Source organism: Cnuibacter sp. UC19_7 (genome assembly GCF_042699995.1).
In the GTDB taxonomy this organism is placed as follows: Bacteria; Actinomycetota; Actinomycetes; order Actinomycetales; family Microbacteriaceae; genus Cnuibacter.
Genome location: NZ_CP170560.1, coordinates 2,356,422 through 2,371,965 on the forward strand (window position 1 = coordinate 2,356,422; position 15,544 = coordinate 2,371,965).

General features: G+C 70.7%; 15 protein-coding genes. 5 read left to right on the forward strand and 10 right to left on the reverse strand.

The window, feature by feature from the left end:
* Positions 1-19 precede the first annotated feature (19 nt).
* Positions 20-982, reverse strand: a complete 963-nt coding sequence (locus ACFJGV_RS11225) for a VOC family protein (protein ID WP_378144019.1) — start codon at positions 980-982, stop codon at positions 20-22.
* Positions 983-1,207: 225 nt separating this feature from the next.
* Between ACFJGV_RS11225 and ACFJGV_RS11230 the strand changes: the two genes are divergently transcribed.
* Complete coding sequence (locus tag ACFJGV_RS11230) at positions 1,208-2,242, forward strand: 3-hydroxyacyl-CoA dehydrogenase (RefSeq protein WP_378144020.1); 1,035 nt, start codon at positions 1,208-1,210, stop codon at positions 2,240-2,242.
* Positions 2,243-2,262: 20 nt separating this feature from the next.
* Here the strand turns inward: ACFJGV_RS11230 and ald are convergent, their stop codons facing one another.
* The gene (gene ald / locus ACFJGV_RS11235) at positions 2,263-3,363 is read right to left on the reverse strand and encodes an alanine dehydrogenase (protein ID WP_378144021.1); all 1,101 of its coding nucleotides are present in this window, start codon (positions 3,361-3,363) and stop codon (positions 2,263-2,265) included.
* Positions 3,364-3,455: 92 nt separating this feature from the next.
* Between ald and ACFJGV_RS11240 the strand changes: the two genes are divergently transcribed.
* Positions 3,456-3,971, forward strand: a complete 516-nt coding sequence (locus tag ACFJGV_RS11240; protein WP_378144022.1) for an Lrp/AsnC family transcriptional regulator — start codon at positions 3,456-3,458, stop codon at positions 3,969-3,971.
* A gap of 7 nt (positions 3,972-3,978) precedes the next feature.
* On the opposite strand, the gene ACFJGV_RS11245 is transcribed toward ACFJGV_RS11240, so the two are convergent.
* The 5 genes from ACFJGV_RS11245 to ACFJGV_RS11265 are packed head-to-tail and all read right to left on the reverse strand — an operon-like array spanning position 3,979 to position 9,201.
* Complete coding sequence (locus ACFJGV_RS11245; protein ID WP_378144023.1) at positions 3,979-5,010, reverse strand: ketopantoate reductase family protein; 1,032 nt, start codon at positions 5,008-5,010, stop codon at positions 3,979-3,981.
* Positions 5,011-5,053: 43 nt separating this feature from the next.
* Positions 5,054-6,121, reverse strand: a complete 1,068-nt coding sequence (locus ACFJGV_RS11250; protein WP_378144024.1) for a zinc-binding dehydrogenase — start codon at positions 6,119-6,121, stop codon at positions 5,054-5,056.
* Complete coding sequence (locus ACFJGV_RS11255) at positions 6,118-7,005, reverse strand: NAD(P)-dependent oxidoreductase (RefSeq protein ID WP_378144025.1); 888 nt, start codon at positions 7,003-7,005, stop codon at positions 6,118-6,120. Before ACFJGV_RS11255 ends, ACFJGV_RS11250 begins: the two co-directional genes overlap by 4 nt.
* A complete protein-coding gene (locus ACFJGV_RS11260) occupies positions 6,998-8,383 on the reverse strand; it encodes a M24 family metallopeptidase (RefSeq protein ID WP_378144026.1) in 1,386 nt (461 codons plus the stop codon). Before ACFJGV_RS11260 ends, ACFJGV_RS11255 begins: the two co-directional genes overlap by 8 nt.
* A 47-nt stretch (positions 8,384-8,430) precedes the next feature.
* Entirely contained in the window at positions 8,431-9,201 is a 771-nt protein-coding gene (locus tag ACFJGV_RS11265; protein WP_378144027.1) for an SDR family NAD(P)-dependent oxidoreductase, read from the reverse strand.
* Positions 9,202-9,499: 298 nt separating this feature from the next.
* Here ACFJGV_RS11265 and ACFJGV_RS11270 point away from each other — a divergent pair, with 298 nt between their 5' ends.
* Complete coding sequence (locus ACFJGV_RS11270) at positions 9,500-10,195, forward strand: helix-turn-helix domain-containing protein (protein ID WP_378148701.1); 696 nt, start codon at positions 9,500-9,502, stop codon at positions 10,193-10,195.
* 51 nt (positions 10,196-10,246) lie between these two features.
* On the opposite strand, the gene ACFJGV_RS11275 is transcribed toward ACFJGV_RS11270, so the two are convergent.
* Both ACFJGV_RS11275 and ACFJGV_RS11280 read right to left on the reverse strand, forming a co-directional pair.
* Positions 10,247-11,692 (reverse strand): dihydrolipoamide acetyltransferase family protein, encoded by a 1,446-nt coding sequence (locus tag ACFJGV_RS11275; protein ID WP_378144028.1) that lies wholly within the window; start codon positions 11,690-11,692, stop codon positions 10,247-10,249.
* A 2-nt stretch (positions 11,693-11,694) separates the two neighbouring features.
* Positions 11,695-13,884, reverse strand: coding sequence for a thiamine pyrophosphate-dependent enzyme (locus ACFJGV_RS11280; protein WP_378144029.1), 2,190 nt, complete (start codon positions 13,882-13,884; stop codon positions 11,695-11,697).
* A 124-nt stretch (positions 13,885-14,008) separates the two neighbouring features.
* Here ACFJGV_RS11280 and ACFJGV_RS11285 point away from each other — a divergent pair, with 124 nt between their 5' ends.
* Complete coding sequence (locus ACFJGV_RS11285) at positions 14,009-14,533, forward strand: VOC family protein (RefSeq protein ID WP_378144030.1); 525 nt, start codon at positions 14,009-14,011, stop codon at positions 14,531-14,533.
* Positions 14,534-14,580: 47 nt separating this feature from the next.
* On the forward strand, positions 14,581-15,240 hold the full coding sequence (locus ACFJGV_RS11290) for a GntR family transcriptional regulator (RefSeq protein ID WP_378144032.1): 660 nt from the start codon (positions 14,581-14,583) through the stop codon (positions 15,238-15,240).
* A gap of 16 nt (positions 15,241-15,256) precedes the next feature.
* On the opposite strand, the gene ACFJGV_RS11295 is transcribed toward ACFJGV_RS11290, so the two are convergent.
* A complete protein-coding gene (locus ACFJGV_RS11295; protein WP_378144033.1) occupies positions 15,257-15,538 on the reverse strand; it encodes a hypothetical protein in 282 nt (93 codons plus the stop codon).
* Between the last annotated feature and the right edge of the window lie 6 nt (positions 15,539-15,544).

Sequence of the window (15,544 nt, forward strand, 5' to 3'; positions counted from 1 at the left end):
CGCCCTGTCGTCGTCGCGGTCACGCGCGTACCTCCGTCACACTCACGTACAGTCCGTCCGGGTCCTCGAAGTGGGCGTAGCGCCACGTCCCGCCCCCGGCCAGCTCGACCGAGGCCGGCTCGTCGATGAGCGGCACCTCGATGGAGGCCAGGTAGTCGATGGCGAGGTCCAGGTTCCGCGCCCCCAGCGCGAACTCGAAGGTGCCGAGGTGACCCCACTCGCCCCGCATGTCGGGGCCGGCAGGCGTCTGCTGCACGGGCTCGAGCGAACCGCCGTGCGGGCTCATCAGGAGCATCATGCGCTGCACGGGCGGCGTCCGGCCCTGCTCGAGGAACCACGGGTCCATGGGCTCGTTGACCCCGGACATGTCGAAGAGCTTGCTGGTGAAGCCGAGGCGGCGGTAGAAGGCCTCGGTCCGCTCCGAGTCGCCGACGCCGAACGCGACGTGGTTGACGCCCTGCGGGCCGGCCGGATGCGGCCAGCCGGCTTCGAGGGACCGCCACTCGATGAACTCGATCTTGGCGCCGTCCGGGTCCTCGACGTACGACAGGCCGCAGTGGGTCTGGTACGGGTCGAGGATCTGCTCGTTCGGCTCCATGAGGCTGCGGTGGCCGGCCGCGATGAGCGACTCGTGGAAGGGCTCGTAGTCCTTGACGTGCACGCAGACCTCGCAGATGCCCGGCTCGCCGTAGGCGAAGCCGGCGGGCAGCGGCGGCTGGTCGCGCCCGGTGATCTGCACGAGCTTGATGCCCGACCGGCCGAGGATCGTGGGGTTCCCGCTGCGCAGGTAGACGACGCGCGCGGTGGTCTCGTCGTGCCCCGTCACGCGGGCGAGGCCGGGCAGCGCGCCCGTGCGGTCGAAGACGACGTCGGTGAAGCCGAGCTGCGCGTAGAAGCCGAGCGAGGCGTCCATGTCGGACACGCCCACGCCGATGTGGTCGAGGCCCAGCAGAGTGCCGAAGCCCTGATGTGGTGCGCTCATTCTCTCGTCCTCACAGCGTCGTGCGTCGTCGGGTGGACCGTTCTCCCACGTACGCAGGGCGGTGTCCGCTGACTGAGATCGTATGCATAACGAACACTTGATCGCAATACGCACAATATCGTGCGTATTGCGATCGCGTGTTCGCAGAACGTACACTGCTCGCGCAGGCTCGCACATCGTCAGTGCGCCCGCCTCGTGACAGGGAACCAACGGATCGGACGAGTGATGGATCTCCTTCTCCCCCCTACCGCCGCGACGGGCACAGCCGCCCGTGAGCAGGTGGCCGTCGTCGGCGCCGGGAGCATCGGAACCGCGTGGATCGTCGTGTTCGCGGGCGCGGGCCTCCGCGTCCGCGTCTACGAGGCGAACGACGCGGTGCGCGCCACGACCATGGGGACGGTGCGGGCGAAGCTCGCCGAGCTCGCCACGGCCGGGCTCCTCGACGACGACCCGGCGGCGATCCTCGCCAGGGTCTGCGTCTGCGACACGCTCGAGGATGCGCTGACCGGCGTCCACTACGTCCAGGAGAGCGTCATCGAGGACCTCGACGTCAAGGTCGAGCTGTTCCGCGAGATGGACCGGCTCACCGGACGGGACGTGGTGCTCGCCAGCTCGACCTCGACCATCGTCGCGTCGTCGTTCGCCGCCGATCTGCCGGGACGCGATCGCTGCCTGGTCGTCCACCCCGGCAATCCGCCGTACTTCCTGCGCGTGGCCGAGATCGTGCCGGCCGACTTCACCTCGGCCGAGGCCATCGCCGCCGCCCGCGACCTCCTCGTCGAGGTCGACATCGCGCCTGTCGTGCTCGACCACGAGGTGGAGGGGTTCGTCTTCAACAGGCTGCAGGGCGCCCTGCTGCGCGAGGCCTACTGCCTCGTGAGGGATGGCGTGATCAGCGTCGCCGACCTCGACGTCCTCGTCCGCGACGGCCTGGGCCGCCGCTGGTCGGTCATCGGTCCGTTCACGACGAGCGAGCTCAACACCCGCGGCGGCCTCCGCCGCCACGGCGAGGTGCTCGGGCCCGTCTATGCCCGGCTCGGCCTCGAGCGCGGCCAGGAGAACCCGTGGACCGCGGAGACCATCGAGCGCGTCGCCACCGAGGTGCAGGCCCAGCTGCCGCACCGGGAGTGGGAGGACAACGTCCGCGAGCGCGACCGCGCCATGACCAACCTGGCCGTGCTGCTCCGGACGTTCGACAACCCGCTCGCACGCCGCCGTGAAGCGGTGCGCGAGCGGGCCGTCGTCGCCGACGAGACCTGATCCCCCCGGCGGTGCAGCTCTCAGGCCGCGGTCGCGTACGCCAGGCCGAGCGCCTGCGCCACTCCCTCGTTGCGGACGCGGCCGGCGCTGACGTTCAGGCCCTTCGCGAGGGCCGCATCGGCCGCCATGGCGGCCTCCGGCCCCGCGTCGGCCAGCCTCAGGACGAACGGCAGGGTCGCGTTCGTGAGGGCGACCGTCGAGGTCTGGGCGACGGCGCCAGGCATGTTCGCGACGCAGTAGTAGACGGAGTCGTGGACGCGGAACGTCGGCTCGTCGTGCGTCGTCGGACGACTGCCCTCGAAGCACCCGCCCTGGTCGATCGCGATGTCGACGAGCACGCTGCCCGGACGCATCCCCGCCACCATCTCGTCGGTGACCAGCTTCGGCGCCGACGCCCCGGGCACGAGCACGGAGCCGATCACCACATCCGCCTCGCTCAGCAGCTGGGCGATGGTGAGCTCGGTGCTCAGCGCGGTCTCGAGCCCCCGGTGGGTCGCGGCGAGGTCGCGGAGCCGGGGCAGCGAGATGTCGACCACGGTGACCTGGGCGCCGAGGCCGAGGAGGTTCGCCGCGGCGTGCTCGCCCGCCACCCCGCCCCCGATCACGACCGCGCGCGCCTTCCTGGTGCCCGCCACGCCCCCGGGGAGGAGCCCCATGCCGCCGTGGGGCGCCATGAGCTGCGAGGCCCCCACGAAGCCCGCCAGACGTCCGGCGATCTCGCTCATCGGGGCGAGCAGCGGCAGCGAGCCGTCGGCCGCCTGCACCGTCTCGTAGGCGATGGCGGTCGCGCCGGAGTCGATCAGCGCGTGCGTGAGGGCGGGGTCGGCCGCCAGGTGCAGGTAGGTGAAGAGCGTGAGGTCGGCGCGGAGGTGTCCGTACTCGGCGGCGATGGGCTCCTTGACCTTGAGCAGCAGCTCGGCCGAAGCCCACACCTCCGCGGCCTCGGCGACGATGGTCGCCCCCGCGGCGCTGTACTGGTCGTCCGAGATGCCGGATCCGAGGCCGGCGCCGGCCTCGATGAGGACGTCGTGACCGCGCCTCACCAGCTCTCTGGCTCCGGCCGCCGTGATGGCCACCCGGTTCTCGTTGTTCTTGATCTCCCGCGGGATTCCGATGCGCATGGTGAGCTCCTTCGATCGTGTCTGGAAAGAGTGTGGTGACACCGACAGGGGAGCGGCCAGCAGACCGACGACTCGACGGACGAAAGGGCGACATGCCGAACATCTCACCGACCAGCGGCGGCGCGGAGGCTGTCGGACGTCGCAACGTTCGGCGCCCGATCGACGACGTCGACCTGATGCTCGTGGAGCTGCTGCGGAAGGACGGACGCGCGACCTACGCCGAGCTCGCTGCGGCCGCGGGGATCGCGCCGTCGACCTGCCTCGCTCGAGTGCGGGCGCTCATCGACTCCGGTGTGGTGACGGGATTCGCGGCACGGATCGACCCGCGCGCTCTCGGCTTCACGCTGCAGGCGCTGATCAGCGTCAACATCAAGGCGGGCGCGCGGCAGACGATCGCGTCGTTCGCCGCGGAGGTCAGGACGCTGCCCGAGGTGACGCAGGTGTTCTTCCTGGGCGGCGCAGAGGACTTCATCCTCGATGTCGCCGTGCGGGACAGCGATCATCTTCGGGACTTCGTGGTCGAGAACCTGTCGAGCCACCCGTCCGTCGCGTCCACACGGACGAGCCTCGTGTTCAGCCACGAGTCCCCCGGCTTCCGCGTGCGGTGAGAGCGCGTCAGAGGCTGTCCGCGACGAGCAGGTCGACGTTCGACAGGGAGAGCTCCAGCTCTCCCCGCTCGACCCGGGCGGCCAGCTCCACCACCCGGCGGTTGGCGGGGGCATTCCTCCCGAGACCATCTCGGGTGCGGACCACGTGGCCGTTGATCTCGGCGACCTCGTTGCGGCGCCCCTTCAGCCAGTCCTGCAGCGACGTGGTCTGCGTCGAGGGGAGGGAGTAGCGGTCGAGCACCCGCTCGAACAGCTGACGCGCGTAGACATCCGGATCGCTCGTGTCGGCGCCGTCCATCCCGAAGATCGGACGCAGCGTGACACCCGACTCGAGGGCGGTGTGCACGGCCTCGCTCCCGCACTCCCGCATGAAGTCGCCCATCCTCGGCACGTCCACGGCCTCGGCGAGCCTCATGCCGAGCAGTGCCGACGGCACCAGCTCGGCGGCGTTCACGATCAGCTTGCCCCACTTGGACGCGATGATGTCGTCCGACACCTCCACCGCACCTGCGTGCGACAGCACCTCGGCGACGCGCTGAGCCCGCTCCTGAGCGATCGGCGTCCGACCCCCGACGGCGAACCAGGCGGTGTCGGGACCGTTCTCGCGGTTGACGACGCCGGGCTCCCACATGTTCGCGGCCACCTCGATGACGGCGCCGACGGCGCGATCCGGCCCGACGATGTCGCTGATGTCGTCGAGCGTCATGCCGTTCTGCAGCCCGACGACAGCGCCGTCCGGCGCCACGAGGGGCTTGATGAGCTCACAGGCCCAGCGGGTGTCGTAGGCCTTCACCACGATGAACACGATGTCGAAGTGGCCGCGCAGGGTGGCGACATCGCACAGGTGGTACGCGTCCACCGGGGTCACGTCGCTGCGGTCCGGGAGGTTGACCCGCACCCCGTGAGCGCGCATGGCCTCGACATGGGCGGGCCACTGCTCGATGAAGCTGACGTCGAGACCGGCCCTGACCAGGTCGGCGGCGATGCCCGCGCCGTTGGCGCCGGTGCCCACGAAGGCGATACGGGGTGATGACGGCATGGGTCCTCCTCGACCGATGGGGTGGGATGGCGCGGGTGGTGGATCAGGTGAGCGCGGGGTCGACGAGGATCTTGCCCTCGAGCCGGCCGGCGGCCAGGTTCTCGAGCTCGACGCCCAGCTTCTCGAGCGGGACGACCCGCTCCACGAGCTCGGGCCCGAGGATGCCCTCGGCGAGGATCTCGAGCGCCGGGCCGAGGTCGGTGCCGCAGACGTGCGCGAGGCTCGACTCGAGCGAGATCTCGCGGAACACGAAGGAGTGCACGTCGATCTCGGGCTTCGCCTTGGGCAGACCCACGGCGAGCACACGGCCGCCGTCGCGCACCAGCGCGATCGCCGCGGCGAGCTGGCCGGGGGCGCCGCTGGCCTCGATGACGACATCCGGACGGCGCCCGCCGAAGGCGTCGGCCACCTCCGCCGGCAGGCTCTCACCCGGCGCGAGCACGTGGTCGGCGCCGAAGCGGCGCGCCCGGTCGAGCTTCGGACCGGGGAAGTCGACGACCGCGACCTCCGCGTCGACGAGGTGCTTCAGCCCGGCGAGCACGAACGACGCGATCGCCCCCGCGCCGATGATGACGACCCGGTCGCCGTCCTCCGCACCCGACCGTCGCGCGGCGTGGATGCCCACCGCGAGCGGTTGGGCGAGCGCGGCGTGGTCGACGGGGAGTCCCTCGGGGATGCGCCACAGCGTCTCGGCCGCGGCCGACACCAGCTCGGCCATCCCGCCGTCGGTCGAGAGCCCGTACGTGAAGTAGCTCTCGCACATGTTCGTGCGGCCCTCGAGGCAGCGGGCGCACTCGCCGCACCACACCCCGGCGCCGCTGGCGACCAGGTCGCCGGGGGCGAAGCCGCTCCCCGCATCCGCCTCGACGACCTCGCCCACGAACTCGTGGCCGAGCACCATCGGCCCGTGGTGCCCGGTGACCCTGTGGGGCGTGGCGACGGGGAAGACCTTCGGACCCACCGACCACTCGGTGGCGTCGGTGCCGCAGACACCGGAGCGCAGCACGCGGATGAGCACCTCACCCTCCTTGCGCCTGGGCACCGGCACCTCGGTCACGCGGATGTCGTGGTCCCCGTGGTAGACCGCGGCACGCATCGTCGCTCCCGTCATCGGCTCCTCCTCCGGGTGACCTCCGCGATGGAGGCCCAATCGAGTTGTTCCTGGCCGTGCGACAGCGCATCCTCGAACACGCCCCGGAGCACGCTCTCGCTCGGGAGCACGGTCTCGGCGGCACGGGCGGCGTCGACGGCGAGCATGAGGTCCTTGAATCCCAGCTCGGTGGTGAACAGGGCCGGGGTATACCGCTCCTCGGCGATCATCGCCCCGTAGCCCGAGTACACCGGGCCGGGGAAGAGGCTGTCGCCCAGCACCTCGACGAACGTCCCCGTGTCGACCCCGCGGCGCTCGAGCAGGGTGATCGACTCCGACATCGCCTGCAGCGCGTGGATGAGGAGGAAGTTCACCCCGATCTTCACGAGGTTCGCCGCGCTGGGGTCGGCGCCGAAGTCCCAGACCCGACGGCCGATGATCTCGAGCAAAGGGTTCACCCGCGCGAGCTCGGCGGGCTCCCCGGCGGCGAGCACGGTCAGCTGCCCCGCCGCGGCGACCGGCGGTCGGCCGAGCACCGGGGCGGCCACGTAGCCGACTCCCGCCGCGCGGTGCAGGTCCGCGAGTCGCTGAGCGGCACCCGCCCCGACGGTGGCCAGGTTCACGTGGATGGATCCGGAGGGCGCGGCGGCGAGCACCTCGTCGCGGAACAGGTCGAAGACGACCGACTCGTTCGAGAGCATCGAGAGCACGACGCCCGAGTGCGTCGCCTCCTCGATCGACGAGGCGACGCGGGCGCCGCGCTCGGCCAGCGACTGGGCGCGATCCGGCGACCGGTTCCACACCACGACGTCGATGCCATGGTCGAGCAGGTTGCCGACCATGGCCGACCCCATCGAGCCGAGCCCGATGAAGCCGACCGTGGTCGGCACGGTCTGATCAGGCACCGGGCTCGCCCCGCCCTGCGGCGGTGTTGAGGTGCGACTGGGAGTCGCGCAGCAGCGGAAGCGGTCCGTTGATCGAGAAGTACCGCTTGCCCGCGATGATCAGGTCCTCGGCCGGGAACTTGGTGATCACCTGGCAGCCGTCCGCGGTGACCACGAGCTCCTCCTCGATCCGCGCGGCACCGATCCCGTCGGCCGACGGCCAGTACGTCTCGAGGGCGAACACCATGCCCTCCTGCAGCACCTCGGGGTGGTCGAGCGACACCAGCCGCGAGAAGATCGGCTTCTCCCAGATCGACAGGCCCACGCCGTGGCCGTACTGCAGGGCGAACGCGGCCTCCTCATCCGGGAAACCGAACTCCTGCGCCGTCGGCCACACCTTGACGATGTCGGCCGTGGTCGCGCCGGGGCGCACCAGGGCGATCGCGCGGTCCATGTACTCGCGGGCGCGGACGTAGGCGTCGCGCTGGGCCGAGCTCGCCGAGCCCACCGCGAACGTCCGGTAGTAGCAGGTCCGGTAGCCGTTGAACGAGTGCAGGATGTCGAAGAACGCGGGGTCGCCGGGCCGGATCAGCCTGTCGGAGAACACGTGCGGATGCGGTGAGCACCGCTCGCCGGAGATCGCGTTGACACCCTCCACGTACTCGGAGCCCAGGTCGTAGAGGGTCTTCGAGACCAAGCCCACGCACTCGTTCTCGCGGACACCGGGACGCAGGAACTCGTACAGGTCCTCGTAGGCCGCGTCCACCATCGAGGCGGCCTGGGTGAGGAGCGTGACCTCGTCGCCCGTCTTGATCCGGCGGGCCTCCATGAACACCTGCTGGCCGTCAGCGACCGTGATGCCCGCCTTCTGCAGGGCGAACAGCACGGGCAGCTCGATGACGTCGACGCCGAGCGGCTCGTTCGCGACGCCGAACTTCTCGAGCTCCCGCTTGATCTTCGCCGCCACGTTGTCGGCCATCTCCGCGTCGGGCGAGAACGCGCCGCGCAGCGTGGAGATGCCGGCACGCGAGCCGCTCTCGGCCCGCGGGCGCACCGCGCCGTGGTGGGGCGCGTGCGGGTCGGCGTCCGCCTCGGCGTGCGTGGTGTCGAGCCACGGGTTGAAGAGGGAGTGGTGCTTCGCCGCCGATCCGAAGTCCCAGATGATCGGGTCGCTGTGGCGGGTGATCAGGCTGAAGCGGATCAGCTTGTCCATCGCCCAGGTGCCGATGTGCGTCGACGTCATGTAACGGATGTTGGAGAAGTCGAAGGCGAGGAGCGCACCCAGCTCCGAGCGGTCGAGCTCGGCACGCAGGCGCGCCAGCCGCTCATCCCGGAGGCGGTCGAAGTCGACGCGCTGCTCCCAATCGACCGCGTTCATTCCGCGAGTGGCCGTGCTCATGTCGTGTCTCTGCTTTCTCTAGGAATCTGTTCTCGCCCGGTCCGGGATCAGACGAGCACCATGCCGCCGTCGATCATCACGACCTGGCCGGTGAGGTAGTCGGAGTCGCTCGAAGCGAGGTAGAGGGCGGTGCCGACGATGTCGGCGACCTGCGCGGTGCGCCCGCGGATGATCCCGGCGGCGAAGTCGTCCATCGCGGTGTCGGGGGCCTTCGCCTCGCCGATGTCGAAGAGATCCTGGTTGAGCTTCGTCCAGAGGGGCGTGTCGACCACGCCCGGGGCGAAGGCGTTCACCGTGATGTCGTGCTCGGCCAGGCCCCTCGCGCCCGCCTGCGTGAGCGAGATCACCGCGGCCTTCGAGGCGGAGTAGGGGGCGAAGGCCGGGAAGCCCTGGCGGCCCGCCATCGACGACGTGTTGATGATCTTGCCGCCGCCGCCCTGCGCGATGAACTGTCTCGCCGCCTCCTGCATCCCGATCAGCGTGCCGAGGGCGTTCACCTCCATGATCGACCGGAAGTTGTCCTCGGTGACCTCGAGAAAGGGGAGCGGCCGGTTGAACCCGGCGTTGTTGAACCAGACGTCGATGCGCCCGAACGCCGCGACCGCTGCCTCGATGGCCGCGCGGACGTCGTCGCGAGAGCTGACGTCGCCCGCGACGCCCCGCGCGGAGCCGGTCCCGATGGCGGAGGCGGCGCGCTCGGCCGCCTGTCCGTCGCGGTCGACGATGACCACCCGCGCACCCTCGTCGGCGAGCGCCTGCGCGATCCCGAAGCCCATGCCGCTCGCGCCGCCCGTCACGACGGCGACCCTGTCTCTCATCCGATCCGTCATCGAACCCGCCTCCCTCGCCACTCTGCGAACGTCGTTCAGTCGAACATGTTAAGTGTGGCTTGTCAACGTGTTCAGTGCAACGTGACACTCGGATTCTTGCCCGCCGTTATTCGGCGTTGCGAACCGGGAAAGGCGCACGGCGATGTTCTGTGCCGTAGAATCACCGCTACATTGCGGGGGGCTCGTCAGCTGAGGCTGCACAGCCGGCACTCGGTTCCGCAAGAGCTCGTCGCCGAGCGCGACCTGACGTGAGGAGCGGATCATCAGCGAAGGCATCGGACCACGGCTGCGCGCAGCCCGGGTCGAGAAGGGGATGAGCCTGCGGAGCGTGGCGTCTGCGCTCGGAGTCTCGGCCAGCCTGATCTCACAGGTCGAGACCGGCAAGACCCAGCCCTCGGTGAGCACGCTCTACGCGCTCGTCAACCACCTGGGCATCTCGTTCGACGACCTCATGGCCGATCACCAGTCCGAGGGATCCGCACCGGCGGCCCCCGTCCCGCCCCGTCCGCGGCCCGCCGTCGAGGCCGCGGCCGAGTCGGCCACCGGCGACTTCATCCAGCGCGGCGACGACAACCCCGTGCTCGAGATGGAGAACGGGGTGCGGTGGGAGCGCCTCGCCGCGGCCGACAACGGCTCCGTCGATCCGCTCCTCGTGACCTACGAGCCCGGCGCCTCCAGTTCGATCGAGGGTCGGATGATGCGGCACAGCGGCTTCGAGTACGCCTACCTGCTCTCGGGCGAGCTCACCGTGAAGCTCGACTTCGAGACCCGGACCCTCCGGCCCGGCGACTCGTTGAGCTTCGACTCGGTGCGCCCGCACATGTACATCAACGAGGGATCGGTCCCCGCCCGCGGACTCTGGTTCGTGGTCGGACGACGCGAGTACTCGCAGGAGATGCGCGAGGTGCACACCGTCGAGAATCGCGGCTCCCGGCTGACGAGCGCGGTCGACGTGCTCCAGGCGATGGACAAGCTGGCCTGAGCCACGTCGACCCGCGCCCGTCGGATCCGGTCGCCGCCGGCTGCGGCCGTCCTAGATCACGATCGACAGCGGATCCTCGATCCGCTTCACGAAGGCGTCGAGCCACTGCGCCGCCAGTGCACCGTCGACGGCACGGTGGTCGACCGACAGGGTGACCCTCATCACCGTGGCGACCGCCAGCTCGCCGTCGACCACCACCGGCTGCGGCTTCGCCGCTCCCACCGCGAGGATGCCGGACTGCGGCGGGTTGAGGATGGCGGCGAACTCGAGCGTGCCGTACATCCCGAGGTTCGAGACCGAGAAGCTCCCGCCCTCCAGCTCGTCCTGGCGCAGCTTCCGATCGCGGGCGCGCTCGGCGAGATCGGCCATCCGGCGACTCACCTCCGTGACGCTGGCCCGCCCCACGTCGCGCACGACCGGGGTGAGGAGGCCGCCGTCGGTGGCCACGGCCACCGCGATGTCGACCGTGCGGTGCACACGCATCCCCGAGTCGGTCCACGTCACGTTGGCGTCGGGGACGTCGGCGAACGCCGCCGCCACGGCCTTCACCACGAGGTCGTTCACCGAGACACGGCGTGGCGACGACGCGTTGATGCGCGCGCGGAGGGCCAGCAGCTCGTCGACGCGGCAGTCGGCCGTGAGGTAGAAGTGCGGGACGGTGGCCTTGCTCTCGGTGAGGCGCCGTGCGATCGCCTTGCGCATCGGGGTGTGCGGGACGAGGTGGTCGTCCGTCGGCGCCGTGGCGGATGCCGGTGCCGTGCCGGATGCGGGCGTCGGCGCCGCGGGCGGTACGGCCATGGGAGCGGCGGGCGCGGATGCGGCAGGCGCATCCTCGGGCGCCGATGCCGAGGCGGATGCGGTCGGGCCGGAAGCGCCCGGCTCGGCCAGGGCGCGCTCGACGTCCCGGCGCACGATGCGTCCGTCCGGCCCGGTTCCGCGGAGTGCCGCGAGGTCGAGCCCGCTGCGGCGCGCCAGCCTGCGCGCGATGGGGCTGGCGAAGCGGCGTCCACCCTCCTCCGCCTCCGTCATGTCGGCACCGCTCGTCGCGGGCCCTGCGACCGAGGACGTGACCGACGATGTCCCCGCCGTGCCCGCCGCTGCCGCCGCCGCGTCGCGCACCGAGTCGGCCTCCCCCTCGGGGGCGCCGGACTCGGGGTCCTCCTCGGGATCCGCCACGGTCGGCGTCGTCTCCTCGCCGCCCCCGCCCGGCGTCGGCGCATCCGAGCCGAGGGCGGCGTCGATGTCGGCGTCGCTCTCGCCGTCGGCCAGGAGCACGGCGATCGGCGCGCCGATCTCGCTCGACGCGCCCGCCTCCAGCACGATCCGGCCGACGGTCCCCGCCTCCTCGGCGGTGTACTCGACGACGGCCTTCTCGGTCTCGATCTCGGCGAGCGGATCGCCGACGGCGACCGCGTCGCCCGGATTCACGAGCCAGGAGGCGATGGCCGCCTCGTCGGCACCGGCCAGGACGCTGGGCATCCGGATGATCGTGGCCATGGTCAGTCCACCTTCCCGAATCCGGCGATGACGGCCTCGAGTCCCGTCACGACCTCTTCCGTGCGCGCGATGGCCGCCCGCTCGAGCACCTTCGAGATGCTGGGCGACGCCTCGCTGCCCGTCACCCGGCGCACCGGCTGATCGAGGTGGTCGAAGAAGCGCAGCTGGATCTCGTCGGCGAGCCAGCTCCCGTAGGAGGTGCCCCTGGCGCCCTGCTCGACGATGAGCACCGCGTTGGTCTTCCTGATCGACTCGCCGAGGGTGTCCCAGTCGAGCGACGCCCGGTCGAGGAAGCGCAGGTCGATCAGCTCGGCGTCGACACCGGTCTGCTCGATCGCCTCGAGGCTGTGCGCGACCATCGACAGGTAGGAGATGACGGTGACGTCGCTCCCCTCCCGGCGCACGGCGGCCTTGCCGAACGGGATGCGGTAGTCGAGGTCGGCCGGGATCTCCCCCGCCGCCGCGTACAGGTCGACGTGCTCGATCATGAGCACCGGGTCCTGGATGTCGAGGGCCGCGTTCATCATGCCCACGTAGTCGAAGGGTGTGGAGGCGGCCATGATCCGCCAGCCCGGGCTGGTGGCGAAGATGCCGGCCGGATCCATGAGGTGCTGCGATCCGTAGCCGGATCCCATCGCCACCTTCGTGCGCAGCACCAGGGGCACGGGGTTCTCGCCGCCGAACATGTGGCGCGCCTTGCCGATCTGGTTGAACACCTGATCGGCCGCGACCCACATGAAGTCGGGGTACATGAACTCGACCACCGGCCGGAAGCGGCCGTCGAGCGCGATGCCGCCCCCGAGGCCGGCGAAGGCGTTCTCGCTGATCGGCGTGCCGAGCACGCGGCCGGGGTACTTCTCCGACAGGCCCTTGGTGGCGCCGTTCGTGCCGCCCTTCAAGCGGTGGACGTCCTCGCCCAGCACGACGATGCGGTCGTCCTCCGCCATTCGGCGGTCCATCACGGCGGCGACGGCGTCGACGAGCTTGCCCTTCGTCGTGCCGCCCGTGTACTCCGCCTCCTCGAGCTCGCGTCCGCCCTCGAGCTCCGACAGGTCGCCGCGGATGCCCACGTCGACGAACTCCGGATCCGGCCAGAGGTCGGGGCGTATGCGGCGGGTGCCGGGCTTGCCCGACGGATCGGCTTCGACGAGCTCGGCCGCCGCGGCCGCCATCGCCGCTTGCGCCTGCTCGCGCACGGCGCGGACGCCGGCCTCGTCGAGGAGGCCGAGTCGCGTCATCTCCCGCTCCACCCTCCGCAGCGGGTCGCGCTCGCGCCACTCCTGCTCCTCCGTCTTCGACCGGTAGCCGAACGCGCTGCCCGGGTACGGGCCGTTCTGGTGGAAGTAGCGATACACGTCGGCCTCGATGACCGCGGGGCCACGCCCCTCGCGCAGGTAGCCGAGCGCCTGCTCCATCGCGAGGTGGACGGCGAGCGGATCCATGCCGTCGACGCGCCAGGACGGTATGTCGAAACCGAGCGCCCGCGCCGACAGCCGGGGCTCGCGCGTGACCTCGGTGACGTGTGTCGACACCGCGTACAGGTTGTTCTCGATGAAGAAGACGAGCGGCAGGTCCCACGCGGCCGTGAGGTTCATGCTCTCGAGCACCGAGCCGATGTTGGTGGCGCCGTCGCCGAAGTAGCTGACGGTGACATCCGACGTGCCCGCGTGCTTCTGAGCCCAGGCGTTGCCGGCTCCGAGCGGCACACCGCCGCCGACGATCGCGTTCGTGCCGAGCGCGCCGGCCTCGAACCACTGCAGGTGCATCGAGCCTCCGCGGCCCTTGCAGAAGCCCTGCGCCAGCCCGAGGATCTCGGCCAGCGTGCGCTGCAGCACGTCCTGGATGTCGTCGGTGACGAGATCGGTCAGGCTCAGGCCGTCCGGGGCGATGTGGCCGAGGGCCTTCGCGAGGAACTGGTGGTGGCCGCGGTGCGAGCCGTTGATCCCGTCGCTCGACCGCAGACCCACGATCGAACCGACCGCTCCGCCCTCCTGTCCGATGCTGGAGTGCGCGGGGCCGTGCACGAGCCCCTCACCGGCCAGCTCGAGGACGGTCTCCTCGAAGGCGCGGATGAGGTGCAGCTGCCCGAGCATCGTGGCCAGCAGGGCCGGATCCGCGTTCTTCCAGTCGGCGGAGGTGGTGGTCAGCTGCACCCAGGGTGACCCGGGTGCCAGCTTGGTGGTTCGCGGCATGCGACTTTCTCCTTTGCAAGTGCGTGCAGTGTCACTGTACGGACCGAATGTATCCATCCGCAAGCTTTTGTGCGGCATCGAGACCGCGATACCCTCTCATTGGATACATTCGAGGAGGAATGACATGACACTTCCGGGTCTGCGCGGGGCAGAGCACATCGGCTTCACCGTCCCCGACATGGAGGAGGCCCACCGCTTCCTCGTCGAGGTGCTCGGCTGCGAGTACGTGTACACGCTGCCCGAGATGCGCCGCGACGACGACTTCATGTGGGAGCAGCTGAACGTGCATCCGCGGAGCGTGGTCAAGGAGATCCGCTTCTTCCGCTGCGGCTTCGGCCCGAACTTCGAGGTGTTCGAGTACGAGGCGGCCGACGGCCAGCGGCCTGAACCACGCAACAGCGACCTCGGCGGCCACCACGTCGCCCTCTATGTCGACGACCTCGACGCGGCGGTCGAGCACCTGCGGGCAGCCGGCGTCCGCGTGCTCGGCGAGCCCGTCGCCAGCCGCAACGCCTCGGCGGGGCAGCGCTGGGTGTACTTCCTCAGCCCCTGGGGCATGCAGTTCGAGCTGGTCAGCTACCCTGACGGCAAGGCGTACGAGGCGCAGTCCGATGTGATCCTGTGGCATCCCGCTCGACCGAGCGAGTGATCGCACAGGCCGGGGTCGCCCGCCGACCGACGGGAAGGGGGACCATGGTGTCCGAAGCATCCCCCCGCGACTCCGTGCTCAGCCATCGCATCGCCGACAGCCTCCGTGCGGCGATCCTCGACGACGAGATCACCCCGGGGTCGCGGATCCGGCAGGAGGAGATCGCCGCACGGTTCGGAGCGTCGCGCATCCCGGTCCGCGAGGCCATCCGGATGCTCCACGCCGACGGGCTCGTCACGCTCGTCGTCAACTCGGGCGCCTGGGTCACCGAGCTCACCCTCGCCGAGTGCTCGGAGCACTACCGGATGCGCGAGCGCGTCGAGCCCCTGCTGCTGCGATCGAGCATGGAGAACCTCGACGACGCCGCGATCGATGCCCTGCAGCAGCTGGCCGACGACATGGAGTCGAACAGCGACGTCGGGGCGTTCATCCGGCTCGACCGGCGCTTCCACCTCGGCACCTACGCCGGGGCCGGCCGCACGTACCTCCGCGAGGTCGTCGAGCGCCTGTGGAACACGACCCAGCACTACCGGCGGGCGTACTCGCTGGTCACGGGTGCGGCGGTGCTGCCCGCGACGCACATGGAGCATCAGCTGCTCGTCGACTGCCTGCGCCGACGAGATCCGGATGACGCGGAGCGCATCCTGGTCACGCACATCCGGCGCACCCGCCTCGAGCTGGAGAAGCACCCCGATCTCTTCGCCTGACGTCGACGTGCATACCCTAGGGGGGTAGAGTACGGACATGGACGAGCAGCGCGAGCAGCACCCGGCGGTGGAGGGGCACGACCACTCCACGCCCGACCACCACGATCACTCCGGCCACGCGGGGCACGATGTCTCCACGCACGGTGGGCACGACCACTCCGCGCACGGTGGGCACGATCACTCCGCGCACGAAGCGCACGACCACGGGGGCCACGACGCGCACGCCGGTCACGGCGGGCACGACCACGACGCGCACGGCGGGCACGACCACCACGGTCACGGCGGGCACGCGGGGCACGTGGCC